Source organism: Halocatena pleomorpha, assembly GCF_003862495.1.
GTDB lineage: Archaea > Halobacteriota > Halobacteria > Halobacteriales > Haloarculaceae > Halocatena > Halocatena pleomorpha.
In genome coordinates this window covers 63,042-86,820 of the sequence record NZ_RRCH01000012.1, presented here as the reverse complement: position 1 = coordinate 86,820, position 23,779 = coordinate 63,042, and the positions used below count along the sequence as shown (strand labels likewise).

Sequence of the window (23,779 nt, the reverse complement as noted above, 5' to 3'; positions counted from 1 at the left end):
CTGAATCAACAACCCAAACGGCGACTTCTGAATCAACAACCCAATCACCGGGCGTAATCCGTGACCTCTCGTTCAATCGCCTGACTGTCACAGTGACACTTGACTCATCGAGTACCGTAACGCATGTGCAGCTGATCGACTCGAACGGGCGACTCATTCGTCGTCGGCAGGTTTCTGGAGGCCAGACAACAGTCGATCTCCCGCTATTAGGACGGGGAGAATATCGTTCTGATTATCTGCCACTTTCGGAGGGAACTTACTCAATTGTGGCCGCATACGATTCGACCGTTGTCGATAAGCAACCACTCGATGCCACTATCTCATATGCAGTTACCGATATCCGCCCGCTCTCAACAGAGATCGCGAATAAGAACGGGAATGGCGAAGATAACTACAGGACGACAGCTTCTACTGATCTCGCAGTGACGATAAAGAACACCGGTAACGTCCCACTTAAGCTTATACAAATGGATCTGACTGACGGAGTGCCCGAACCGATTTCGCAGTCTGGAAACCATTTGAATCGTGTGGACGAGGGTATCAGTTTCAAGTGGGCTCACTACGTCGGAGTCGACTCGAATGCGACGTTCGAGACGAGCGACTCACCACTTTCCTACCCAGGAATAGAGACGTGGGGAACGAAACCAGACGTAGCGGAGCATTGGAAAACACCATCCAACCAGTGTCAAGGAAAAACAAAACCAGCAACGCTTGGACTCGATATACAGCATCTCGGACAGCAGAGACATTCCGTGCCGATCACGTATACCGGTGAACCCATCAAACCGTCCCTGACGGATACCGATTGGGCTTGTAAGACAGTCACCGTCGGTAATACAACAAAGAAGACGTGATACCACCGTGATTGAGAACTAGAATAAGTGGATTAATACAGACGATCTCGTTGCTGATGATGATCGCTTTTACTACATTTTTATGTCAAATAATCAGTACTTAATGATCGGCGAGTTCCTCTGGTGTCCCGTCTGCGGGCACGAGGTGTTCAGTCACATCCCCTTCGAGGGGGTGTTCTGCAAGAACTGCAACACACAGGTCGAACTCCAAGAGTCCCGAGAGACACGCGGCCACGAGGAGGCTGTGCTCGCCTGCTTCGATACCGTCACCACCTGGAATCTCCACGTCAACGAGAAGTTGCGGTGCGATCTCCCAGATGGATCGGCGCGGGTGAAGATTCTCGGCGCACCGGGCGCCTACGAGATTGACTGGTGGAGTCCCAAGCCGAGTGACGAGTGGAAACCGGTCAAACGCGGTGAGTACGACGACAGAGAAGAACCTGACGACGTGTCCCACGTAGCGTAAGGAGAGGTGTTCTTTGGGTTGTTTTTCACCCCTTCAGAGAGACGAGGGCTCGATCTAAAGAGTCCTCACAGAAAGGTGAATTTCCGTGAATCAACAACAAAGTCAGACCGACATCTCGATCGATGCGATTCCAGTCGATATCGCGAACACCCAATCAGGAGAGGTCAATCCTGCTGAGGTGCCTGAAGAGATTGAATCGCTCACTCGGAAGCGAGCGAGCGAGCAACCACCGACGAATCCGCTCGTCGTCCTCAAAGCGGCTCGCTGGTGGTACATCCATGGGAAGGGCAGTACTGACCCCGCGTTCCAGTGGGCGATCGAGTGGGCGCGCCATCTCGCGAGTGACAGGCCGAGCGACGTCGATCAGTTCGACGCGTTCCGCGAGTATCTCGTTACGGTCGGTTTCGCTGACGAAAAATACGACCTCCGGTGACCGCTGGCGCGAGTTGGTTTGTGTGCCCTGAGGGGTGCGATGCGTCCTAAACTGATGCATTCGCGGTGAACACAATGGCTCCGACCAGGGATTCGTCGGTCTCCTTCGAAGAGACCGGCACGCGAAAAGACGAGATGCACAGGACGATTGAACAGTGGATCGACGAACTCGTTGACGACGTCAGTGAGGCACAGGCCAGTACAGAGTTTCAGGAGTGGCTCGACGTCCAGAGTCGCTTCCACGACTACTCCCATCGCAACACGCTGCTCATCAAACTCCAATGTCCCGAGGCAACGAAGGTTGCGGGCTACAACACCTGGCGGTACCAGTTCTATCGGCACGTTCAGGAGGGCGAACAAGCGATTTGGATCTGGGCCCCGATCATCACCAAGCAGTGCCCCGAGTGCGAGAACTCGCCCAGCTACCACGAAGACAGTGAGTGTGCGTACGACGAGACGCCATCTGAGGAGTGGTCGAAAGGTCTTGTCGGCTTCAGACCGACGGCCGTCTTCGATATCTCTCAGACTGAGGGTGAGCCGCTTCCCGAGTTAGAGACCGAAGCGACCGGCGACGCGGAAGCCCTCGTACCCGCACTCACAGATGCGGCGGATGACCTCGATGTGACGGTGCGTATCGTCGACGCTGCCGAGTGGGAACATGGCGACGCGAAAGGCGTCTGCACGCAGCAGAGTGTCCACGATTGTACGCCCGTCGTCAAAGCGAAAGCCCGGCTGAACCAAGCCGATCTCGCGGTCACGCTGATTCACGAGTACGCTCACGCACTGCTCCATTTCGATGTCGACGACGAGGCCGAACGGTCGAAACGTGAGGTCAAAGCGGAAGCCGTCGCGTACATCGTCGGTCGGTATTTCGGACTGGATACGAGCGGATCGGCGTTCTATCTCGCCGCATGGCAGGACGACGATCCCGGGATGATTCAGGATCGTCTTGGGCGGATCAGTTCGACCGCTCAGGAGATCATCGACGTCGTCGACAACTAGGTCGGATTCCCCCAACTTAACCAACAACCGGAGACTTCGCTCCACCGCTGTTGGGTAACTCATTCAGCACTAGCCTATTCTATGTACGGAACGCAGGTATGGGTGCCATAGAGCCGGAGAATAAGAACACTGTCTCGTTGATGGTTGCGACCAGTGACTCCGCCCCAATTCCTCAACCAACACAGGTTGACGAAGAGGGCCAATACGTAGGAGACGTTTATCTGCGCCCGCAGAGGGGCGGAGGCGCATTCCGACCTCCGTCGAATTATGACCGACCAGTATCTCACGACCGTTCTCGAAGAGGCAGAGCGAGTCGCAAACCACCACGATCAAGTCGCTCGAACGACAGACAACCAAGCTCACGAGTACCTCCGATACGCCGTCCTCCGGGTGCTTGAGGGGGAAGCGAACCACCTGCCAACGGACTGGACGCCGATCGACGGCGTGACTGTCGGCTACGGCGACGACGAGGCGATGTGCGACAGCTGGAGTGATGACGTCGAGTGGTGGGAGACTGTTCCGTCGCGAGAAGCGTGTACACGCTTCCGGGTGTTCTATCCGGATAAGTACGAGAGCGTTCCACGGGCCATCGTCGACGTGATGGCTACGCTCGGTGCCTGGCGCGTCTGGACGGGGAACGCTGCCTTCAGTGGCTCATACGACCACCGCGAGCGGCGGGAAGTCCACTATCTGTGGTCAGACGGGCATCCGGTCGAAACCCTGCTTGCGAATCGGCTCCAGACACTCGACCCAGCGTGACATCTTCGAGTCACGAACCAGACGTGGTGGCCATAGGTGTCCATCTCCTCGATAACGCTGTCTGGAGACGGTCCAACAGCACGAGCGAACTGAACGATGTCCTCTGAAACAATCGACTGTATGTGATTTACAGACAATTCATATCCATAAAAAAATCCACTAGTCTCTCTCGGACGAAGAGATTGCACCTGATTCACTACTTCTGTAGGTGTGTCTATATATCCCCTTATTTAATTATCTCTGTCTGGTTTCGATGAAATATAGTACTAACAGTTATCACACCTCACAGAGATATTGTATTTCCAATGCCGGAGAGATCTGCGTTCTGTGTCCGACCAGGGGCACCGCTCGCATCAATCCTTCTCAATATTCCATGTTTAACACATGTTTCAAATAGCTTCCGTCCCATCATTCTCATGGACACCTACGATTACGAGCGGCTGCGGGCACGAGCGATGGGAGAAAAGGGCGACCAGAAGGACCACTACCTCATACTGGCGTTTGACGAACTCCGTCGGCAAGGAATTGTGCACTTCATCGACTATGCAGCATTCTACTCGAACGACACGCAGCAGCAGTATCTCTGCCAAAATCAGGCCTTGCTGGAGAGTCTCCCCGAAGAAGTCCATCAGCAAGCGGCGCTAATGGGCATTGAGGAGTGGACGGGATACGCTCGGGGAACCTACTAGGAATCGTTTCGTGCAGGACTTGGGGATGTAAACGCATTCGCCGCTCTCCGACAGCAAGAGCAGAATCTCCAGCAGGATATCGAACGCGAAACGAGTGATCCGATCCGGTGGAATGAGAAATTACTCAACAAAGCAGTTGCCGCGCTCGCGGTTCGAGAAGCGGTAGATGATGCGTTCGATTGTGACGTCGAGCGTGTTGTTTCTGGCTCTGAGCATCAGATTCTCCGTAATTTTTTCGATGCGAGTCACTCCAATCGCAGTGGGTCGACGAACGATAAGGATGCCATCTCCCACTTGGAACGTCTGGATCCTTCTACCCGGATTGCTGGGGTAAGCCCGACTCTGGCTTCCCAGACCCGCACGGCGCTCGATACCGTTGGCGAGATCGCTGACGACATCACCGGAGTCCAACACGACGATTGGATCGTCCTTGGTCCGTCGTTCGCACTGCCCCAGTACTACGATCTCTTCGAGGATTTCGAGCAGATTCAACGGGAAATCCGCCGAGACATTGATGTCGGGACGCTCGCTGCTGAGACGGAAACCGTTCTCACCGCACTCGAACACGGGACCGATGAATTACTCTCGTCAACGAGGTTCCAGTATGAAGTTGGCTGGGTTGCAGAACAGACTGAGTTGTTCGACAATCAATCCCACCAGCCGCTTGCCGATCTAGTCGAGTACACACTCGGCCTGTCGAACTACTCGCGTGAGCTACGAGCAATGGCTGACCGAGGTGATCTTTCGCAGGCCGCGATTTTCCTTGGAGCCAGTATGGCGAGTAATCCGATCGTCCGGCACCAAAATACCGATATCCACCAACGTGCACTGGAACTCACTCATCGACTTGCCCCACCGACAATCGATGGGCAAGCGATCGAGCCGTTTCGTCAGGAACGAAGTGCCAAGACGTGGAACGACCACACTGACTGGTATGAGACAATGGACCGAGTACGTTGACACCTACCTCCAATATCGTGCTTTTCCTCCGGCACGTATCGAGAGACGCTACCTATCGGGATCGGCGGTGGGGCGTTTCCTCAACATTCGAAACTGGCCGGTGGAACTGCTGGCTGAGTCCAGCTGTGAGCCCACCATCGACGGGGAACTCTACACCAGTCACGAACGAGCTGCGTGAGGAGGCCAAAAACAGGACGGTGTCAGCGACCTCTTCGGGCCAGCCAAAGCGTCCAAGCGGATACTCATCGAGGAGTTCCTGGTGGGTCTCCGTAGGGGGATTGTTCATGCGCTCCTGGCGCTGTTCGGTCATGATCGTCCCCAGTGAGATGACGTTCGATCTGATGTCGTGTGGTCCATAGTGGACAGCGATCATGCGTGAGAGGGCGTACAGCCCCGCTTTTGCAGCGGAATAGGCGGTTGCGCCAATACCAGTGAGGGCGTTCGCAGTGCTGACATGGACGATCGATCCACCGCCACCCTCTGCCATTAACGGAATGACCTCGCGTGAGCAGAGATATGGTCCAGTAAGGTTTGCCCCGAGACTCTTTTCCCATGTTGATGTATCCACCGTATGCACCTTGCCGTCCTCGCCAAACGACCCCCCAGCGTTATTGACGAGGATATCTATGCCGCCAAACGCATCATGCGCCATGGGCTCGAAGAGATGCGCTCATGATCGTAGTCCTTGAGCTGCGACCGTGACGTCTTTCAGAGCGACGTTCGGTCCGACCTGTGGGAGTGAGCTCGCGGCTCAGTCAACTACCCTGGCGTAAACGCCGGGGCTTGTCGGTGAACCCCCGTTCAAGCTGAAGCTTCGGTGGACGCAAACTCGTCGGGAACGTTGAGTGTTCCCGACTTTAGGGCCAGTTGACGGTTGAAGACGACGTACCGTTCGTGATCCCCCTCGATCGTCCCGTCAACGTCTCGTTTCGGGAGCCATATACCGGCCTCATGAAGGCGGTAGGAACTCCGAATCGATAATGTCAGAACAATCAATCGGAATCCCTTCCCACGCCGCAGTAACAGCGTGATAGCCAGTCCACCCCTCACTTTCGAGGAGTTCAGCGCACGCTTCACAGAATGCTTTTCGTGCGATGAGTTCGGTATCGTAGAGGAGATAGAACAGAAAGGTTGGCGGAACCACACGGACCTCGAGGGCTCGATCCTGGATCTCACGTCGCATCGATCGCCGACCATGAGCGTCCATCAACACCACGTAATCGACCGCCTCTGGATGTTGGACGAGATGCTGTTCAAGCGATTGCTCACCGGCATCAGCCCCGTGCGGCCGAGGGACGCTCACAACACGTGTCAGCGGCGTCTCTGAATTCTCAAGCGCATCAAGAACACGCCTACTGCCGTGGTGAAGGCGGTACGGGCGACTCCCTTCTGGAGCGTGGGAGGAGGTTTGCTCGTGATGACGCTTCAACTCCTGTTGACAGACGTTCGTGGTCGTAAGACCGACATGCTCTGTTATTAGAGCCCACAGTGAGCTGTTCGCGGCGGCGATCAGGGCGTCAGTATCCACTAAAATCGGATACTGCGGTGCATCAGTCGCCACTTAGACGAGATACTGGCTGGTGTCGTCGGTGGCTACCTCAGCAAACGCCTCGATGTCCTCCTGCAGCAGATCGAACTCGTCGCCCAGAAGCAGGCGCGTGGCCGCTTCGGAAACCTCCCCTGCTTTATAGCGCTCGTAGAGCGTGATTTTATCCTCGTCAGTCATCGTTCGGCGGAGCATATCGGTAAGTCCCGCTCGGGCAAGTTCGCTGATATTGATCCCGCCGAGATGGATCGCATCGAGTTCACCAGCTGCCTCTTTCAGCGCACCTGCTCGGAACTTGATCGTGTCGTCGTACGATCCCTGACTCATATCAATCTCTATGGGCGATTCCGGTATAAGCGTTCCCCCATTGGGGAACGTGTGGGAACATTATTTGCTATTGGTCGATCTCTTCAATCATGCCGATCTTGCCACCGGCAGTAAGGGCTGTACGCGTGTACGGATCAATCGAAACGCCATGTATCTGAACATCTTCACACACCGTAAGCTCAAGGCTGACTGGCGATGATGAGCGTGGCCCCCTCGTTTTTACTGGTTCAGGGGGGAGCCAACCAACCGGTTTGAGCGGGATTTCAGCCGTGAAAATCGGCTGTTCTGATACCCCACTCTCGTTTACCCACTGCATCCGTTCGCTGTAGCCCTGTGTCAGCCCTGCTCCGAACGCCGGATCCAGTTCAATCGTGACGGTCTGGGACTCCCGTCGATTGTCGGTCGGCATGGATAGCTGGTAATGACGGCGTTCTACGATTGCTCGTCTTCTGCTCGGTCATCAGCCGGCTGGGAGGTCCCCGTAAGCAGCGTCCACGGATTCACTGCATCGAGAGACAGCTCCGCCTCTTCTAATGGATGGAGCTCCTCGCCCATCTGTAACGTCCAATACGGTACCAACGTCCCGTCAGTGCCGTACTCTTCGTGAAGGTGAGTAGCGCGCTCGACCAATTCCTCTGTTGTCATCGTGGTGAGCGGCAGCGCTGGTCCTGACTGTGCTGCCGTGTTCGCTCGTTCTGTGTCGGTGATCAGCCAGTACGCTGGAATAATATTCGGCAGTGTCTGACTATCGCTTGACGCCGCAGTGCTCAGTGTGCTCCCTCCAGTAAACTGTCGCGGGTCGACTTGACTAGCGATCCTGTTAGTGCCGGTGGGAGCAGTCGACGACTGTGGCTCCGTCTGGCTCCCATCTCCTGACTGATCGCTCCCGCTGTGACCATCTTCGTCCTGTCTTCCAGCCTGTTCGGCCAGCAACTTCACGATTCGATGCAACAGACAGGCATGTTCTTGTCCTTTATCGGTAAGCGTACAATCCTCATCATCAAACTCGATCGCAGCAGCGTCCTCAAACCGACGTAGAATCGTGCGAACTTGCTCAGTGGTAGTGCGCTCCCCTCGTTCGTTGTGGCGGCGAGCCACATCGTCGACAACCACCTCTACAGAAACCGGCCGCGGGGTTCCAAGGAGATCAACAACGCCACCCCGGGCACGAAGTGCTTCAAGCACGAAAATCGGGGTGGGCTGCGAGAATCACAGAGCGGCGTGAGACAGGCTGCAACCTGCTCTACGTCCGTGTCGGTCTGCCAGTCGATCGTTGCCAGATCAACAGCTCGCGCAGTTGAGTACAACAGACACGCGAACGCGAGGTAGAAGAACCGTAGCACGAAGCCTTTGGAGGTCGTCTTTGCCACAAACCGCTTGACCTGCTTGTATCCGATCTTGATTTCCTGACGATTGCTATAGAAGCTTGCTCGGCCTTCAACCATCTACTGGTTCAGACGACATGAACACCACGTACCGTTCGTGAACCTCTCAATCGACCCCGTAAACACTCGTTTTGGAAGGTAAAGGAGGTGGTTTTTCAACACGGAGTTCTCGGCGTATCTATTCGGTCACGGAGATCCGCTTGTCTATCGACAATTGTCAGGCTGTACAGGGCTATCAATAACAACAGTTGTCCTTATTAGTTTATCCTCTATATTTACCTACTAAATTCAATAGATGATATAATTGGAGGCTGTTGGCAACTGAGGAGGGGGACTAATTTGGCACCTGTTCTGAACGCTCTATCCACTAAAAGATCTTAGAATAGTTTCATACACCTATAAAATAAATAGAAAAAATTAAAATGATATGGATTTCATTTCATATTGTCATGATATCTAACCCCCCCGAAGATTTCGCCAACCTTCTCCACAGACGCTGTGAGTATCTCCGTGCACTCATCGATCACCCTCAAGATAAACGCAATCTCGTCGAGATGCTTGACACACCCCGTTCAACACTTGATGACGTTGTACGTGAACTTGAACAGGCTGGGCTCGTCGAATATATAGATGGACAGTGGCATCCGACGCACTCAGGTAGGTTGGCCTGCTGTGTGCACCAAGACTATCTCAATAATCTTGCTAATCTAATTGATACCTCTTCAGTGCTTGATGCCTTGCACGCTAATAGTGAAGTTAGCTGGGAATTCATCGAAGGTGCAGACGTTTATAAAACCCATCCAGGTGTTCTGGATAGTGTGATACCGACACTTCTCGACCACGTCGAAATGGCGACTGATATACGCATTGTGTCACCAAGTATAGTTGCTGGTTACGGTAAACAATTCGACAAAAATAAAATATTTGGACCAGAGTCAACATTCGAGATGATCATTTCTCCAAAGATTCAGAAATGGATTTATTCAATGCATCAGACCGCGATAATAGAGGCACTCGATAAACCGGATGTGTGTCTTTTATGCGCACCTATCTCATTCTCGTTCGGACTCTCAATCTTTGATTCCCAGCGTGCAGGAATCACTATTTTTACCCCACAAGGCATAGCTGGTCTCATCATTAATGATACTGAGAGCGCACTTGCCTGGGCTGAGGAACTATACGAAAGCGTGAAACAGGACGCCAGCCCGATCATTCAGTACGAAGAACCTCATCAAACACCTAACGACGATTGAATTCACTGCCTTGCAGATCGATTTTAAGAGTGGAGAGATATACCATAAATATTTCCAAATTATCGCATATGATATCAAATTACATTCAACAGTATAAAGGGCACATTGGGTTCACTAACGCGCTCTGGTGACCGCAGCAGATAGGGAAAATTGTTCACACAGATCATTCATTCTAGTATATCCCTTGATTCATTCTCTTTGTAAACGTCGTCTGTGGTAACTTTGAAAAAGACATCCTCTAGGGTCTGTTCATCACTCGATATCATGCGTTCTTTAAGTACATCGGGGGAGCCTTCAGCCACCAATGACCCCTCGTAGAGGATACCAACTACGGTAGCAAGTTCCTCCACAACTGGAAGTATATGGCTTGAAAGAAATACAGTCGTCCCATTATCAGCCAGTTCGATGAGGACTTCACGTACTGTGCGTGCGGCTCGCGGATCAAGCCCGCTGGTCGGTTCATCAAGAAAGATCACTTCGGGTTCGTGCATCAGTGCTTGAATCAGCCCGGTCTTCTGTCTCATGCCCTTGGAATACGTTGAAATACGCTTATCAGCATGTTCAATTAAACCAAATCTATTAAGTAGTATAGAAATTCGATCTTGTATATCGCTTAGAGACATATCACAAAGGCCACCGTGGTATTCAAGTTGTTCACGAGCGGTGAGTTCGTTGTAGATCGGAGGGGATTCGGGCAGATAACCAATATGGGGAATTATTGCCTTTCGATCAGAAATCGACTGGCCAGCTATCTTCGCTGTGCCACAAGTTGGCATCGTTAGACCCGTCAGCATACGTATTGTAGTGGTTTTTCCTGCACCGTTTGGTCCGAGAAAGCCGTAGATCGTTCCAGCCGGGATAGCGAGATTCAAATCTATAACAGCTGTGGTAGTACTATAATGTTTCGTGAGCGAATCTGTACTGATTGATAATTTACCATTCATTGATCGTTATTTAACAGTTATGGAATGCTATACTGATTGAACAACTTTACTGCCAGCCGGTAGGTTGGTACCGAGATAGTAGCGGCAAGAATAGTCGTCAGGACAAGCGAACAAAGTCGAACAACTACTATCGAGGTATCAAGAACCGTCGCTACTGGACCAGAGATAACCGACAAATAGCCTCCGAATATTGGCAAGCAGACAAGGGCTAATAGTATCACTACTGCACCAAGTCTGATAAAAGACTCTCGTCCTCCCTCTGCATGTACTGCGGTGCCGGTGAATGGCAATGGAACGACTCGAAACTCATAATATGAGACACCCATCCCGATCGCGCAAGCAAGTGTAACACTGTACATACAGAGAACCACACTAGTAAGAGCAACTAGTATGACTTCGACACTACTGATTGAACTTCCTAGCCCGAGGGCGATAACGCCAACTGTTGTGATCGGCGCGCTGATTACGACGCCAGCGAAAATAGTTCCTCGAATGAACTGCTGACCGTGAATTGTCGTGAGTGTCATCGGTAATACTGGGTACTCAACTCCGAGGAGTTCCATTCCAAAAGCAAGCCCTGATCCAGTTGCACAAATGAATCCAAAGAAGACCAGCGAGATACCGGGTATCTCGCCCGCATCAAGTATCGGGAGGAACACACCAGGCAAGGCAAGAAGTATGTATCCAGCCACCATCAGACCACGAGGGACACGTCGTTCCTGAAGCCACCGCTTCCGCGCGATAGTTAACGTAGCTCGCGAGACGTATCCACTGAATAGTTGCTCTGATAGCCCTTCGTCGACGAGAGACCGCGAGCGGTGCAACGTCCTTGAATTGACCGGTTCGGCTTGCCAGACGCGCTTAGCGAGGGCAATTGTCATAACCGTAAAGAAGGGAATACCGCTGACGATCAAACAGAGGGCACCTAGACTGCGAAACAGTCCTGATCGGATCTCTGAGAAACCCAATAAGCCGAGGTCAACGAACCATGCAGTTGGTAGGATATTGAGCCATTTAGTCAGAAAATTAACTGGTACCAGCCCTCCAATCACTGCAAAGTACATAACACTAAGAAGAACAAACATTATGGTAGAGAGTAAACCTCTATAGCGGCGGACACGTGGCGACAGAGTAGTGAGCAGTTCTGCGACGAGACAGATCCAGATCCCGAGCAGAGCTGAGAGTATGGAGAGACATGAGATTGCGACGACAATGGTGAGGGCACCTGTCGGTGAGCGGGTACCGAAGGCAAACCCAATTGCGACGCCAAGAACAGGGAGAGAAAGCGGGACAGTCACTGAACTGTACACGAAAAATATTACTCCGAGAGCGACTTCACGCGCAGGAACCGTCGTTAGAAGAAAATCAGGGTTGATGTGCTCAATTCCTTTGGACGCTCGTCGTGCAAATAGCCAAAGCAACATAAGGAAACCCGCCGTTGTGGCCGCCTGTATACTGCTGAACGGCAGCACGGCTTGTTTGCGATAGATTACTTCACCAATATTGTATGCGCCGATTCCGCATCCTACGGAGAGACTGAATAGTACGGCAGCGATGACAGCACGTATTGGTGGTGATCGGTCGAGTTGACGCCAACTTCGTGTCTGTGCGGTTCGTGCAATCTGTATACTATGCCAGAGCCAGGTAAGTTGAGTCATAGTTCAGAGGATACATTTTTGCTTATCTCAGAGCCGACGTACGGATCAACGAAAACTCATAGGCGGATATTTGGAACGACGGTGTAGTAATATCCTGTTGTCGCATTAAATACAAAAATCTTTTGGAACACCATGACTTTTCCCATCAGAATATACGATGGAAAGCGACTAGGCTCTCCACCAAATATATTGTGGACTATATATCTGTTAATTCTACCAATATTTAACTGTATATTAATACAAACAATTCTATATGATATAGATAACTAATAAAATTGTAGAAATCAGTTCGTGGCAGTACTGATATCACCAACTACGAAGCCCGTGATAACGGCTGATGATACTCGATGATGAGATATTCTGAATATAAGATATTCTGAATATAAACAGCGACATGTGACTCGGATACCGATCGGCTACAGTAGGTAGCCATCGATAATATTCCTTGTCACCTAGTGGCTACGGTATATAGGCAAAGAAATTCGGCTCCCTTACCAGAATTGTTCAATGCCGCATTTTACCGCGCAGGCCGAGGCTGAACCTCCAATACAGACCGCGCAGGGTGCACAGGTCGGTGGAGTCGGAGCCGAGAGACAGGGTGCACATACGTTCGTACAGATTACGCCAACGACGATACAATCTGCCCAGCAGTCGATTGCGCTTTCTTGTATAGTTATGCCGTCGGACGTTCCAGGAAATCCATAGACAGATTTCAAGCTGTTGTCTTCGTTGATCTCAACGAGAAGTATTTTCTTGCTGCCGTCTTTCAACTCCGCCGGGACGAATACTCGGGTGATCTCTGACACCCGATCAAGGTGGGCGGCTGCGTCGTCGGTATGTACTGTGACAGCATCAACATTTTCGAGAGCGTCACTCCAGTCGACGCTATCTTTCAGCGTTTGGATCGCTCCGTTGTTTACTTCCTCTCCAGTCTTAAGATTTTCAACAAATATTCCATCTTCTTTTGGTTTTGCCCTAACGAATGTGTTCGAACTTGTTTGTATTTCTACGATGTTTCGAGATATATTGTATGTGAATAAATCACTGCCATACGTGGGAATTGTAACCCATTCTGCCGTATTGACCGTCTGTACCGTTGCGTCATCGAATCTGAGGGAAGCAGAGTCAACGTTGGCTGTGTTTAACGCAACCTGTGATTCCTCGTGTTGGATTATCTTCTCTACTCGATTTCTCGGAATCGATTTTTCTTTGGTATTCGCCTGTACGGTGCCGGGTGCAAGGATGCTGGCACCTGTAATCGCACCAATACTTTTGAGAAGTCTTCTTCGGTTAATATCCGACATGGTGTTTCACCACATACATATCTTCATTTATGTAATATTCACTCTATTGGGTTGGAAAATAACGAATAGTTCACGTTTCAGCGAATCTTTACAGCCCCCTACAAAACTCTCGCACCTTTATTCGAGAATCTTTTGAAGGAGTTCGGGAGAACAAGCGGACGACGAACGTCCTACCGGATGTCGCTATCCGCGTCACACCACAGTTTGAACACGGTCTGTAAACGGGTTTCATACGTTGCAGTGCTTGACGAGGATGGCAGAACGCGTTTTAGCGTCATAAAAGACAGCGAGGACCCACTCAACGACTGCATCGTTCTACGATGCGGGCGAGTTCATTCTATCAAAACGAACAAGGATGCTACTAGATATTTGCTGCGTTTGGTTTCTCAATCACAATTTAGATCACTCAACATCCAACAAAGGACTGACTCAATCTCAAAGTGTAAACAGAACTCCATGATCCGGTTCGGTGATCGAGTTGTATGCCCTATTACTGCTGTCAATGATGAGTTATAGTTCTACACTTCCCCCTTTCTCACTTTTACGTTGGTCGTGAGTTAGCCGATCGTATGATTACTGTAACGTACTTATTGTCATTGGTGGACTAAAAGGGGGGACTGTTGGTTCCTCAATTTCTACCATTACCAAACGTCCGATCACGTCAATCTTAGTTTTTCTCCACACCTGTATGCCAATCTCACGTCAATGGAGGGCACTCTTCACCGCGGCGATCGACGAAGTTGAGCAAGATCATCAGAACGAAGAGCGTCAAGCGTGGTATCTCGCCGCCGACACTGGCGGTGATCGAGGGCGTCGAGGCTGCCGTTCACTAGATGGAGCACAACGATCCTAGTTGGAAGCATCAAACCGTCAAAGAAGCAGTTTTTGACCCCCGTCCGGATTCGTGCTCAACCGTTATTGTGACGAGGCAAAGCGCTCATAGCTATGACGACTCTGTCTCGATCCGCTCCGAGAGGGGAGCATGACCAGCGAGGGCGACGTCACGATGCACGGGGGAATTGTTTTGTGTCCACATCGGACCAAGCGCCCAATACCATCCCATCGACTGATCACTCTCTGACCACTGATATCTCACGCTATACACCTGATCATCGAACTCAATCCTGAATGCGGTCATCTGCCCATCGGGGAGTCGGGCCTGAGGAAGCGACGAGTCTGGGTCATATATCGGAACCCACACCTCAACAACGGTCGCTGGCGATAATAGCGGAGCGAGATCGGCATCAGTAACGGGCTGCGATGGCAATCTGTTCACCCGGTGACGCTGCAAGCCACCACGGGAACCGTCCGGAACACTCCAGTCGTCGGGGAATGAAGCAACATTCGGCATGGTGTTGGATGCTAGTGGCACTTTGAATTGAAGACAGACATTTGTTACTCCCTACTGCCACACCACTCTCTCGATCACCGACCTCTCGATCAACCGCTACAACTGCGGCTTCCGATCGAGAGACGACCACCAGGCGATCACCGATTCAAAGGTCGGCGAGGTGGATCTATCACGCGTAGTCCATTACGAAATATAGATAACCAATATAGGTTTCGAGCCGAGTCATGCATGAGTAATCCACCAGGTGATCGTATCTCGATTCAAAGATGTCCCACAGAGAGTCAGGCGACAGAGCGTATCCCCAACAAGAGTGTCGACGATGGCGAAGTAATGGTCATACAGTCGTGGCGCGGTCAGCTGCCGCAGTGATCGAATCAGTATAGAAATCTCGCTCGTATTCCGAAAGTTCTCGACTGTCGATCAAACCTGCAACGCCTCGTGAGATCGTTGCAGTTTGATAGAGCGGTTCTAGTTGCTCGAACCGGTTGCATTCATCCTCACTCTAAAGGACGGAGCTTTCTCCTCGCACTTCCGTAACGGGCGCTTGGCGTCACCAGAACTCGAATAGTTTTGGCGACACGGCCAGTAGTCCACCTGTTCAATCACGCCTCAGGGCGTTTCGCATCGGGCGAACAAGCGGGTTACGAACCGTACTATCGCAACGCTGAGCAAGCCGAGGGGATTGCGGTTCGCGAATCTTCGATTCGCTCGACTCGGAAAGCCTCGCCCTTCTGGGCGGGAAGGATGTCAAATAGCTCTGGTTCATGCCGTGTCGTTTCAAACCTAAATGTTAGAAGACGGTGGCATGACGGTCAAGGTCAAGCCCGATGTGTACGACCGTATCGACGGTCAGTACGTTCAGGCGCGCTTGACAAGCTGTTTGAGGTTGAGATGACCGGCACCGTGGTAGGCGTTATCGCCGGGAGCGTCGCTAGCGGTCGCTTTGATGAGTGATTCGACTTCCTCAACGCTGGCAGTGGGTCGAAGCGACCGTACTAGCGCGACTGCACCCGTGACCTGTGGGGCGGCCATCGAGGTCCCCGCTTTCCAGCCATAGCCTGGGACAGTGTTGCCGTTCTCGGTTGTTTTGTAGACGGACGAGTAAACGAGATCTCGTTTCGCCCACTCGATACTGTCGAGCGCTTCGAGATCAGCGTTTCCGCCAGCGGCGCTGACATCGACTGCACTGCCGTAGTTGGTGTAAAAAGCCGGCTCGGCCGTCGGCTCCTCTAGTCGGTTGCCTGTGAGCCACTTCTCTTCGTTGGCACTGTGCTTGCCACCCCACCCACAGCCGATGGGACCGGTCGCCGCAACGCCGAAAACACCTTCAACCTCGGTCGGGAGCGATAGAGCGTTCGTCTTGTCCATATCGAGCGAGCTATTGCCCGCGGAATTCACGAAGACCATGCCCTTCTTGCGGACGTACTTCGACAGTCGCTGGTATATGGCCTTGATCTCGCGGAGTTCTGGATGCTTCTCGGGATTATGGTTCATGTAGCCAACGCTGAAGTTCGCGGCGTCACAGCCCTTATCCGCAGCAGCTGCAAGTGCCGCAATCGTATCTCCGGTCGATGCTCCTTCTCCTTCGACGCCAGAGAATACGCGGTGAGCGACGATCTCGGTTTCAGGCGCGGTCCCAAGAACACCGCCAGCCGGCCCATCGTTGCTGTTCGTTGCGGCGATGGTGCCAGCAACGTGGGTCCCGTGACTGCCAGCACCATGTGGCCGCCAGTCGTAGCGATCCGTGGTGAAATTCTCCGATAGCTCATCGTTGACAACGCCCTGAAGGTCGGGATGGGCGTCATAGACGCCAGTATCCACGACTGCGACACGGGTACCTTCCCCCTTCGTCGTGTCGTGAATAACCGTTCCGCCGCCAGGTTTGTCAGTCAGATCACCAACATTCTGAACGCGCTTGTCCCATTGGAGTTCGGTGTTCGTGGGCGCTCCGTCGTGGTTGTGGCTTTGACTCTTCTCGTCGACCGTTGGTCCGTCGCGCTCGACTGCTGGACCGCCATCGTGCTGATCGACTTTGATGTCTGGTGTCGTCGCCGCTTTTCCTCCGACAGAACTCGGATCCCCACGGGCAGCAAGCAGATCGATTTGGGAGATGTCGTGGATGATTTCGACATCGCTTGGAATCGCAGACCGCGGTACCTCGCGCAGATCGATGAGGAACCGCGAATTCTTCCCTGTTGCTCCCGCCGTGGTTCCCGCACCAAACGTTGCAGCACCGAACGTCACACCGGTCAGCCGCAGAAACGTCCGTCTATTGTATCGTGCCATTGACAACCAATATGGTAGTAAGTGGCTATTAAGACTTATTATGTGTGTGGTTGGTGAACACACAAGACGGCTCCGTTGGACCCACGGACGGTGTAGGGATTAGTAGCTGATGGTTGTCTAGGGGTTGGACAGTGGCAGTGAGCACCAGTTCGCGGAACTCATGGCACCATACACTCAGCCATCCAACGCTGTCCAGCCGGGCGTTGTGAGCGTAATCGCAGTACTCTCCAGTCCCCCTGTACAACCAGTTCATCGGCCTCTATGATACGCAAATAACAGCTGTCCGGCGGTTGTTCGCCATACAATTTCGCGTATCGCTCTGGAGCTTATTCGGCAGCAGCTGTGACACTCCCGGAGTGATCCGCGCTCAACGGTTGCTTGAACCGTCAAGAGCCACGAAGACGAGATCACCGAACAGGCAAGCGAGCAATGAACATTAGTAAGGAATAGACGGGAAAGTTATTGGAAAGCTCAAGAGATGGCAGGACGAGACTCAGGCAACAGAAAAACGGTGACTAGAGTAGCTCGCTACGCCACCTGCTCCGCCTCAGTCTGCACGCCGAAGTCGTCTGGCTCGGCCGCCCTGACAGGGGGAAGCCGTCGAAGCCGGGGGCGCAGGAGGACGTAGACGGCTGTAAAGGCGAAGCCGCTGGCGGTCAGCGCCATTGTCGTCGTCGTTCCCAGCCCCTCGGCAGCCGCACCACCGACGAGCGAGCCCAACGGGAGCGTCGCTCCGGAAGCGGTGCCCTTGGTCGCGGTGATCCGACCCAACAGGTCGTCAGGGAACACCCGCTGGTTTAGCGTCGAACTGAGCACGCCCGAGATACCGCTTGGCACCCACGCCAGACCAAACAGGAAGACCGTGAGTGCTGGCGGCGACACGAGGACTGCCGCGAGCCAGCAGCAGGCACCCACTCCTTGAGAGAGAAGCATCTTACCATAGGGGACGCCCTCAAACCATGGACCGACGAATGAGCCGACGAACCGACCGATCCCAAGCGCACCCAGTAGCAGACCGTAGACAGCTGGGCCGCCGAGACCGTTGCCGAACGCCGGCAGTATCGCCAGCGTAACGCCGGTCGTGAAGTTCGCAACCGCAGTCGTTAGTATCAGTTCGACGAACACCGTCCCGCGGAGCACCGCAACGCCGTTCCGAAGATCCGAGACATACGAACGCAGTGCGGAGCGAACAGCCGGAGCGACCGTCTCGCTCCTTAATTCCGTGCATTCGTCAGCCCCAGTGGTGCTAAGCCTGAGGCCGGCGAACAGCAGCGCAGCGACCACAAACGTGGCCGAGTCGACAAGGAACAGGGTTGTCGCGCCGAACACGGCGACGAAGCCGCCACCGAGCGCGTCAAACATCATGTCCAGTCCGAGCGTTACGGTCGAGAGCGCCGCGTTCGCGCTGGAGAGGCGTTCGTCATCAACGATACGAGGCAACAGCGCCGTCTCGATCGGGGCCATCACCAGTGACGCGAGCATCAACACCGGCGCGACGGCGAACAGAATGCCGACGTGTAAGTCCCCCGTCGCCGCCATCAACGGCAGGGCCAGCACGACGATGCCCTGAATTATCTGCGAGCCGACGAGGACGCGTTCAAGCGACAGGCGGTCAACAAGCGGTCCAGCAAACACCTGCAACAGCCACGGTAACAGGAGTATCGCGTTCAGCGTGCCGGTGATCAGCGTCGAACCGCTCAGCTCGAAGGCAAGCCAGAGCATCGCCACCGTATAGAGGCTGTCCCCGGCGTTCGTGACAAGCTGCCCGACAAAAAAGTACCGGAAATCGGCGTTTCGCCACAGCGTTCGGTCGGGAGTGCTCACTGGCGACCACCACCGAGAGATATCGACATGACTCCGGGCAGAGCGGGAGAGCGATTCCCTCGCTGGTATTTGGGGGATCGGTGCAGACGGTTCGATCGTGATTCGTGTGTCGATACGCGGTCGTGTGAGTGCCGGCATTGGGCCGGCAGCTCGGTGGATGTCGGCATATGCGTGTATAGTTGAGAGGAACTGCGGCTACCGAGAGAGGCAGCGAAACGAACCCGAGTGCTGCAGCTATCGGACCCGTTGTGACGCGGGCGGCGAGAAGGGATCAAACACCGGGCAAGCCGCGATCCAAATCATAAAACGGTTATCAAGGGGATTTGTGCGATCAATAAAATATGTACCGATTTCATGCGAACAAGGCGGTTTCCACTCTACGGACACAATCGAAGGGAGGTCTCTGCTGACCGAGCGATGAGAAATTCAACATGCTCGCGGAACGGTTCGGCCGGTCCTCCTGTAGAGTAATGCTGAATGTTACAACCATTAGTTAGTTTACTTATATTATATAGATCAAATGTTTATGCTACATCCTGTTTTGTATATAGCTGCGATAATCTCGATTCACGCGTCGTCGACTGCCTCCTTATCATCTTCGTCCATAACTGGGACCGAATCCCAGACCTCCACAAGGTCGACCCCGGTTATGACCGGATGGATATCCCAAAGAAAACTGACTATGGTATCATAAACACCACATATGTAAATATATAATCAACATCAGGAACTCTCAAATCGCTCCGCAATCCGCCGTGGAGAAAGCATCCATCGAAATACAGCACCAGCAGTGAATCCGAGGATCGTGATTGGGAGGCCTAAGAAGAGCGCACTCTCTCCCCCCCAGACAATAGCATCGAGGAGAGTCATTGGCGCATAGCTCAATCCCGGCTCGTGAGGGTCTATCACCGGTACCGGAGTGCCAATTCTGTTGACAAAGAGACCGAAAATAGGCCCCATTACGAGTACAGCCGTCGGCAACAGACCGCTGTTCAGGTAGGCACTCACGGTTGCTCCGAGCAGGAGTACAACTGCCCCTATAACGAAAATCTGATGGATATGGTTGCCGTTGAATGTGGCGGCAAACCAGTCCCATAATTGTATATATGAGGGTGACCGGAGTACAATACTTCCACCATCAGTTGGTCCAGTTGGTGTGTATCGAACCGTCGTAACCGCCACAATCGCAGCGACGGCGACAGTGCTCACTAGCGCAACGAAGTAAATCCACGCTGATACTCTGGGGTTGTGTCCGAGAAGGATAGCCCGTTTGCTAGCAAGGAATGGTTTAATTTTACCGCATTCATTAGTTTTCGATCGTTTGTTGGTCGGACTACGCATTATTTGTACCTATTATGTTTCCAAATTGATTGGTGATGTTCTGGTTCATGTTGAGTTCTTATGTACGAGTAAACGCATAAAGAATGAGAATAAGCCCAATGATGGTGAGTAGCTGGGAGACAAGAGTCCCTTGTGATAATGTGAGTGCGTCTGTCACTCGGATCCAACTCTTTATCACGAACGGGATGGCCGTCAAGAACAGGATGCCGACGGCAAGAAACAGCAGCGTCCGATTCCTGTTCCGCACGTATCCACGGTAGCCCTGATACGCGACGAAGGCACCAACAACTGCAAGGAGTCCGGAGATGACGACGGGCACTGCCGCCGCGTAGCTATCAAGAAGAGCCGAATCGAAACCTGCTATGAATTCATTCATAGCAGGCTGCCTCGGTCCGTTTCTCGACACTGGTGCATCTCCGGTGAGTCTGTTCGGTCTTGGGGATGGGCGTTGTGTTACTGGTCATAGATGGTCACGAGGATGATCACGAGGCCGAAAAGCCGGATGAGATTGACTGTTGTCTCGACGGTCCATCCGGGCACGGCTGTAAGCGTCGTGAGAGCGACGTTAATACCGGCGGGCACTCCGCTCAGGAGCACGATACCCACTGTAAGCAAAACGATTCCGCGGTCGTGAGACTCCCGATAGCTCCGAATTCCCTTGAGTCCGATGACGAACGAGAGAACGACCGATATGAGCAGACTGATAAAGAACACTACTACGACCCCCGCGCCGCCCGTCACCGTTTGGAGAGGTAGTACCATCATGACTCTATCACTTGAGATCCTCAACGAGGTCGGAGAAGCGGTCAGCTGCTTCCTGCTCCGTCCGGGTTATGTCGACACTGTACGTTCCGTTCTCAAGGTTGATGGTCACCTGTTCGAGACGAGTTTCGTACGTCTTGTAGTGATGGCCGTCGGAATCGAATCGTTGCTGGTCCGTGAGGAGGTCATGCTCTTGTAAGCGCTCAATCCGACGGTAAACTGTCGGAAGCGACGCATCACAACGCTCGCTCAACATCTTTGCCGACATCGGCTCACTGCTCGCCTTCGCGAGGATATCGCGTGCATAGGGATCATCGAGCAGGTCTGTGATCTCATCCAGATCACCGTCTGCAGTCATCAGTCAATCGCCGTTCTCTCGACAATGTCTCCGTGAGCAATTCTCGTTGTGAAAGCATGTCTCTTCGAGATAACGACGGCTACTTATAAAATCAGATGGGAGACTTTCTGAGCCTGAAACCGTGCTTGTCGTTTTACCCTAACTGCGAGAGCATCGTTCGATGAAGCATGAACGGACCACTACCAACCAGTCGTCGAACGGTGTTCTCGGGTGAGTAAGATGGCAGTACTCGAAATACGTAATCTCACCAAACGGTTTGGGAAGACGACTGCTGTACATGATCTTGATCTCGATATCAATGAAGGCGAGGTGTTCGGCTTTCTCGGCCAGAACGGCGCTGGGAAGTCAACAACAATCGATATGCTCCTTGACTTTATTCGTCCGACAGACGGTACTGCTACAATCTCGGGTCATAATCCACAACACGACCCACGTACAGTACGGGAAAATATCGGCATCCTCCCGGACGCCTATAGCCTCTACGATCAACTCACCGGACGAGAACATATCGAATTCGCTATTACGATGAATGAAAGTGAGGAGGACCCGGACGCGATACTTGCTCGCGTTGGACTCGCTACCGCCAGTGACCGGCCGACTGGCAGCTATTCAAAAGGGATGCGTCAGCGGCTCGCTTTCGGAATGGCCCTCATCGGTGATCCGAGCGTCCTGATTCTTGACGAGCCGTCGACTGGTCTCGATCCGAACGGAGTAGAGGAAATGAGGACGATTATCCGTGAAGAGGCTGATAATGGAACTACAGTCTTCTTTTCAAGCCATATCCTTGACCAAGTCGAGGCTATCTGTGATCGGGTCGGAATCATTGATGATGGCAAACTCATCGCTGTTGATACCGTTGCGGGACTGCGAAACACCGTCAACACCCGATCGACGCTCATCCTCTCGGTCGATTCTGTGCCACCTAGCCGCGGAATATCTGATCTTGAAGGTGTCACAAATGTAGAATATACTGATGAAGCTATCGAGGTCAGTTGTACGAATCCGGAAGTGAAATCATCAGTTATTGCTCGCGTGGAAGCTACTGGAGCTTCTGTGACTGATATTACTATTGAGCAGACTTCGCTCGCGGAACTGTTTAGTAAAATCACAACTGGAGGTAAAATCGAATGAGGTCCTTGCAAGCGATCGCACGAAAGGACTTCACGGATTCTTTGCGGACCCGGTCGTTGTGGGTGATTACTGGACTCATGACTCTCCTAATTGTCTCGACATGGTGGGCCAACATGTCTTCGGGCGTGCTCCAGCAGGTTGACCGACCGTTCACGCTTGCGATTGCTCAATTTAGTTTGTGGCTTCCACTCGCTGCGATTGGTATTGGGTTCAAATCAGTCGTCGGTGAGCGCAGTTCGGGGAGTATTCGAGTGCTTTTAGGTCAACCATGTACCCGTCGTGATGTCGTATTTGGCACATATGCTGGCCGGTCATTGATCCTTGTCGCTTCCGTTCTGATTCCCTTATTGATACTATCCGTTCTCGTGATCACCGATTTTGGAACAATAGCGTATACTGAACTGCTGGGCGGAACAATAGCGCTCCTTCTTTACGCGCTCGCCTGGATTGGGATGACCGTAGGCGTGTCAAGTTCTGTTGCCAGTGAGAGTCGGACGATCGGTCTCCTAATCGGTATCTATGCACTGGTAGAACCGCTTTGGACATCCTTTGTTCTCCCCATATGTTCATTTATCTTCACTGGAAGTAGACAGATACCGAGTCAGCTAACGTATTTGCGATCGCTCAAAGAGCCTACGTGGTATCTGTACGTAAACCGTCTCAGTCCGTCTAATGCGTTCAATGCTGCGCGCCATTATATTCCAGATCTACTCACGGGACTCCTACACGGCACGACGGTAGCAGGACCTCACACTCCGAATGTGTTCGGGATTGTCGTGTTATCTGTCTGGATGACTGTGCCTGTCTTCATCGGATACCGACGCTTTAAGCACGCTGAATTGGGGTGATTCCGCGTTCGATAGTTCATTATCAACGAGAGGCGTCGTATGATAGTGACGCTGCTGGCAATTCCTCTGCAGCCGCATCATCAGAGATTTGAGACAGCCGTTGCCGTGCCCAATCTTACATTGATTGAACAAATAGCGTCGGAGGCTCGGCACCGACGGTCCGTCAGACAGAAAGTCTACTCCTCGAATGCTGTTGACGCTGATACAAACGAATTAGAATCCGAGAGCGCCAAACATATCTTCTATAAGATAAATCGGCGTCCAGCTTCATTCTTATATCCATTTCAGCAATTCCCACA

Annotated in this window: 24 protein-coding genes and 1 pseudogene; 10 read left to right on the top strand and 15 right to left on the bottom strand. The window is 52.7% G+C overall.

The genetic code is table 11. The features are described 5' to 3' along the window. Positions 1-266: 266 nt before the first annotated feature. The 7 genes and pseudogenes from EIK79_RS06325 (at position 267) to EIK79_RS06295 (ending at position 5,162) form a co-directional block, all read left to right on the top strand. On the top strand, positions 267-854 hold the full coding sequence (locus tag EIK79_RS06325; protein WP_124954282.1) for a hypothetical protein: 588 nt from the start codon (positions 267-269) through the stop codon (positions 852-854). A 103-nt stretch (positions 855-957) separates the two neighbouring features. Beyond that, positions 958-1,320 carry a DUF7567 family protein gene (locus EIK79_RS06320; protein WP_233737991.1) on the top strand — a complete coding sequence of 121 codons (363 nt, stop codon included), beginning with the start codon at positions 958-960 and terminating at the stop codon, positions 1,318-1,320. Positions 1,321-1,405: 85 nt separating this feature from the next. Next, entirely contained in the window at positions 1,406-1,753 is a 348-nt protein-coding gene (locus EIK79_RS06315; RefSeq protein WP_124954280.1) for a hypothetical protein, read from the top strand. 74 nt (positions 1,754-1,827) lie between these two features. Beyond that, entirely contained in the window at positions 1,828-2,754 is a 927-nt protein-coding gene (locus tag EIK79_RS06310; protein WP_124954279.1) for an ArdC-like ssDNA-binding domain-containing protein, read from the top strand. 267 nt (positions 2,755-3,021) lie between these two features. After that, a pseudogene (locus tag EIK79_RS06305) lies at positions 3,022-3,492 on the top strand (hypothetical protein); the annotation flags it as partial. Between the two features lie 437 nt (positions 3,493-3,929). Beyond that, the gene (locus tag EIK79_RS06300; RefSeq protein ID WP_124954278.1) at positions 3,930-4,202 is read left to right on the top strand and encodes a hypothetical protein; all 273 of its coding nucleotides are present in this window, start codon (positions 3,930-3,932) and stop codon (positions 4,200-4,202) included. A 294-nt stretch (positions 4,203-4,496) separates the two neighbouring features. After that, on the top strand, positions 4,497-5,162 hold the full coding sequence (locus tag EIK79_RS06295; protein ID WP_124954277.1) for a hypothetical protein: 666 nt from the start codon (positions 4,497-4,499) through the stop codon (positions 5,160-5,162). A gap of 52 nt (positions 5,163-5,214) precedes the next feature. Here the strand turns inward: EIK79_RS06295 and EIK79_RS06290 are convergent, their stop codons facing one another. From EIK79_RS06290 to EIK79_RS19410, 6 genes are all read right to left on the bottom strand, one after another. Then, the gene (locus EIK79_RS06290) at positions 5,215-5,814 is read right to left on the bottom strand and encodes an SDR family NAD(P)-dependent oxidoreductase (protein WP_124954276.1); all 600 of its coding nucleotides are present in this window, start codon (positions 5,812-5,814) and stop codon (positions 5,215-5,217) included. Positions 5,815-6,111: 297 nt separating this feature from the next. Next, positions 6,112-6,690 carry a hypothetical protein gene (locus EIK79_RS06285; RefSeq protein WP_233737990.1) on the bottom strand — a complete coding sequence of 193 codons (579 nt, stop codon included), beginning with the start codon at positions 6,688-6,690 and terminating at the stop codon, positions 6,112-6,114. A gap of 33 nt (positions 6,691-6,723) precedes the next feature. Continuing rightward, complete coding sequence (locus EIK79_RS06280; protein ID WP_124954274.1) at positions 6,724-7,035, bottom strand: hypothetical protein; 312 nt, start codon at positions 7,033-7,035, stop codon at positions 6,724-6,726. A 67-nt stretch (positions 7,036-7,102) separates the two neighbouring features. Then, positions 7,103-7,444: a hypothetical protein gene (locus tag EIK79_RS06275; RefSeq protein ID WP_124954273.1), complete on the bottom strand. Its 342-nt coding sequence runs from the start codon at positions 7,442-7,444 to the stop codon at positions 7,103-7,105. 23 nt (positions 7,445-7,467) lie between these two features. After that, positions 7,468-8,148: a hypothetical protein gene (locus EIK79_RS06270; protein ID WP_124954272.1), complete on the bottom strand. Its 681-nt coding sequence runs from the start codon at positions 8,146-8,148 to the stop codon at positions 7,468-7,470. A 2-nt stretch (positions 8,149-8,150) separates the two neighbouring features. Further along, positions 8,151-8,480, bottom strand: coding sequence for a hypothetical protein (locus EIK79_RS19410; RefSeq protein ID WP_449405140.1), 330 nt, complete (start codon positions 8,478-8,480; stop codon positions 8,151-8,153). Between the two features lie 389 nt (positions 8,481-8,869). On the opposite strand from EIK79_RS19410, the gene EIK79_RS06260 reads away from it, so the two are divergent. After that, positions 8,870-9,673: a helix-turn-helix transcriptional regulator gene (locus EIK79_RS06260; RefSeq protein ID WP_221621696.1), complete on the top strand. Its 804-nt coding sequence runs from the start codon at positions 8,870-8,872 to the stop codon at positions 9,671-9,673. Positions 9,674-9,840: 167 nt separating this feature from the next. On the opposite strand, the gene EIK79_RS06255 is transcribed toward EIK79_RS06260, so the two are convergent. The 9 genes from EIK79_RS06255 to EIK79_RS06215 all read right to left on the bottom strand — a co-directional run bounded on the left by EIK79_RS06255 (position 9,841) and on the right by EIK79_RS06215 (position 21,501). Beyond that, positions 9,841-10,617: an ABC transporter ATP-binding protein gene (locus EIK79_RS06255; RefSeq protein WP_124954271.1), complete on the bottom strand. Its 777-nt coding sequence runs from the start codon at positions 10,615-10,617 to the stop codon at positions 9,841-9,843. A gap of 17 nt (positions 10,618-10,634) precedes the next feature. Beyond that, a complete protein-coding gene (locus EIK79_RS06250) occupies positions 10,635-11,312 on the bottom strand; it encodes a hypothetical protein (RefSeq protein WP_124954270.1) in 678 nt (225 codons plus the stop codon). A gap of 1,454 nt (positions 11,313-12,766) precedes the next feature. Then, positions 12,767-13,579 (bottom strand): hypothetical protein, encoded by an 813-nt coding sequence (locus EIK79_RS18415; protein WP_221621695.1) that lies wholly within the window; start codon positions 13,577-13,579, stop codon positions 12,767-12,769. Between the two features lie 2,209 nt (positions 13,580-15,788). Further along, complete coding sequence (locus EIK79_RS06240) at positions 15,789-17,216, bottom strand: S8 family peptidase (protein ID WP_124954269.1); 1,428 nt, start codon at positions 17,214-17,216, stop codon at positions 15,789-15,791. Positions 17,217-17,744: 528 nt separating this feature from the next. Then, positions 17,745-19,178 carry an MFS transporter gene (locus EIK79_RS06235; RefSeq protein ID WP_185715532.1) on the bottom strand — a complete coding sequence of 478 codons (1,434 nt, stop codon included), beginning with the start codon at positions 19,176-19,178 and terminating at the stop codon, positions 17,745-17,747. Positions 19,179-19,763: 585 nt separating this feature from the next. Further along, the gene (locus tag EIK79_RS06230; RefSeq protein WP_124954268.1) at positions 19,764-20,249 is read right to left on the bottom strand and encodes a hypothetical protein; all 486 of its coding nucleotides are present in this window, start codon (positions 20,247-20,249) and stop codon (positions 19,764-19,766) included. A gap of 190 nt (positions 20,250-20,439) precedes the next feature. Next, positions 20,440-20,757 carry a DUF7521 family protein gene (locus EIK79_RS06225; RefSeq protein WP_124954267.1) on the bottom strand — a complete coding sequence of 106 codons (318 nt, stop codon included), beginning with the start codon at positions 20,755-20,757 and terminating at the stop codon, positions 20,440-20,442. A 77-nt stretch (positions 20,758-20,834) separates the two neighbouring features. Beyond that, the gene (locus EIK79_RS06220) at positions 20,835-21,146 is read right to left on the bottom strand and encodes a hypothetical protein (protein WP_124954266.1); all 312 of its coding nucleotides are present in this window, start codon (positions 21,144-21,146) and stop codon (positions 20,835-20,837) included. A gap of 7 nt (positions 21,147-21,153) precedes the next feature. After that, a complete protein-coding gene (locus tag EIK79_RS06215; RefSeq protein WP_124954265.1) occupies positions 21,154-21,501 on the bottom strand; it encodes a winged helix-turn-helix domain-containing protein in 348 nt (115 codons plus the stop codon). 219 nt (positions 21,502-21,720) lie between these two features. Between EIK79_RS06215 and EIK79_RS06210 the strand changes: the two genes are divergently transcribed. Beyond that, positions 21,721-22,632 (top strand): ABC transporter ATP-binding protein, encoded by a 912-nt coding sequence (locus EIK79_RS06210; RefSeq protein WP_124954264.1) that lies wholly within the window; start codon positions 21,721-21,723, stop codon positions 22,630-22,632. Continuing rightward, the gene (locus EIK79_RS19225; RefSeq protein ID WP_124954263.1) at positions 22,629-23,480 is read left to right on the top strand and encodes an ABC transporter permease; all 852 of its coding nucleotides are present in this window, start codon (positions 22,629-22,631) and stop codon (positions 23,478-23,480) included. Before EIK79_RS06210 ends, EIK79_RS19225 begins: the two co-directional genes overlap by 4 nt. Positions 23,481-23,779: the final 299 nt, after the last annotated feature.

Excerpts from the sequence above, each read along its gene's own strand:
- EIK79_RS06320 (WP_233737991.1), top strand. The coding sequence starts at position 958 with ATGATCGGCGAGTTCCTCTGGTGTCCCGTCTGCGGGCACGAGGTGTTC.
- EIK79_RS06310 (WP_124954279.1), top strand. The coding sequence starts at position 1,828 with ATGGCTCCGACCAGGGATTCGTCGGTCTCCTTCGAAGAGACCGGCACG.
- EIK79_RS06300 (WP_124954278.1), top strand. The coding sequence starts at position 3,930 with ATGGACACCTACGATTACGAGCGGCTGCGGGCACGAGCGATGGGAGAA.
- EIK79_RS06290 (WP_124954276.1), bottom strand. The coding sequence starts at position 5,814 with ATGGCGCATGATGCGTTTGGCGGCATAGATATCCTCGTCAATAACGCT.
- EIK79_RS06280 (WP_124954274.1), bottom strand. The coding sequence starts at position 7,035 with ATGAGTCAGGGATCGTACGACGACACGATCAAGTTCCGAGCAGGTGCG.
- EIK79_RS06275 (WP_124954273.1), bottom strand. The coding sequence starts at position 7,444 with ATGCCGACCGACAATCGACGGGAGTCCCAGACCGTCACGATTGAACTG.
- EIK79_RS19410 (WP_449405140.1), bottom strand. The coding sequence starts at position 8,480 with ATGGTTGAAGGCCGAGCAAGCTTCTATAGCAATCGTCAGGAAATCAAG.
- EIK79_RS06260 (WP_221621696.1), top strand. The coding sequence starts at position 8,870 with ATGATATCTAACCCCCCCGAAGATTTCGCCAACCTTCTCCACAGACGC.
- EIK79_RS06255 (WP_124954271.1), bottom strand. The coding sequence starts at position 10,617 with ATGAATGGTAAATTATCAATCAGTACAGATTCGCTCACGAAACATTAT.
- EIK79_RS06250 (WP_124954270.1), bottom strand. The coding sequence starts at position 11,312 with ATGGTGGCTGGATACATACTTCTTGCCTTGCCTGGTGTGTTCCTCCCG.
- EIK79_RS18415 (WP_221621695.1), bottom strand. The coding sequence starts at position 13,579 with ATGTCGGATATTAACCGAAGAAGACTTCTCAAAAGTATTGGTGCGATT.
- EIK79_RS06240 (WP_124954269.1), bottom strand. The coding sequence starts at position 17,216 with ATGGCACGATACAATAGACGGACGTTTCTGCGGCTGACCGGTGTGACG.
- EIK79_RS06235 (WP_185715532.1), bottom strand. The coding sequence starts at position 19,178 with ATGCCGGCACTCACACGACCGCGTATCGACACACGAATCACGATCGAA.
- EIK79_RS06225 (WP_124954267.1), bottom strand. The coding sequence starts at position 20,757 with ATGAATGAATTCATAGCAGGTTTCGATTCGGCTCTTCTTGATAGCTAC.
- EIK79_RS06220 (WP_124954266.1), bottom strand. The coding sequence starts at position 21,146 with ATGATGGTACTACCTCTCCAAACGGTGACGGGCGGCGCGGGGGTCGTA.
- EIK79_RS06215 (WP_124954265.1), bottom strand. The coding sequence starts at position 21,501 with ATGACTGCAGACGGTGATCTGGATGAGATCACAGACCTGCTCGATGAT.
- EIK79_RS06210 (WP_124954264.1), top strand. The coding sequence starts at position 21,721 with ATGGCAGTACTCGAAATACGTAATCTCACCAAACGGTTTGGGAAGACG.
- EIK79_RS19225 (WP_124954263.1), top strand. The coding sequence starts at position 22,629 with ATGAGGTCCTTGCAAGCGATCGCACGAAAGGACTTCACGGATTCTTTG.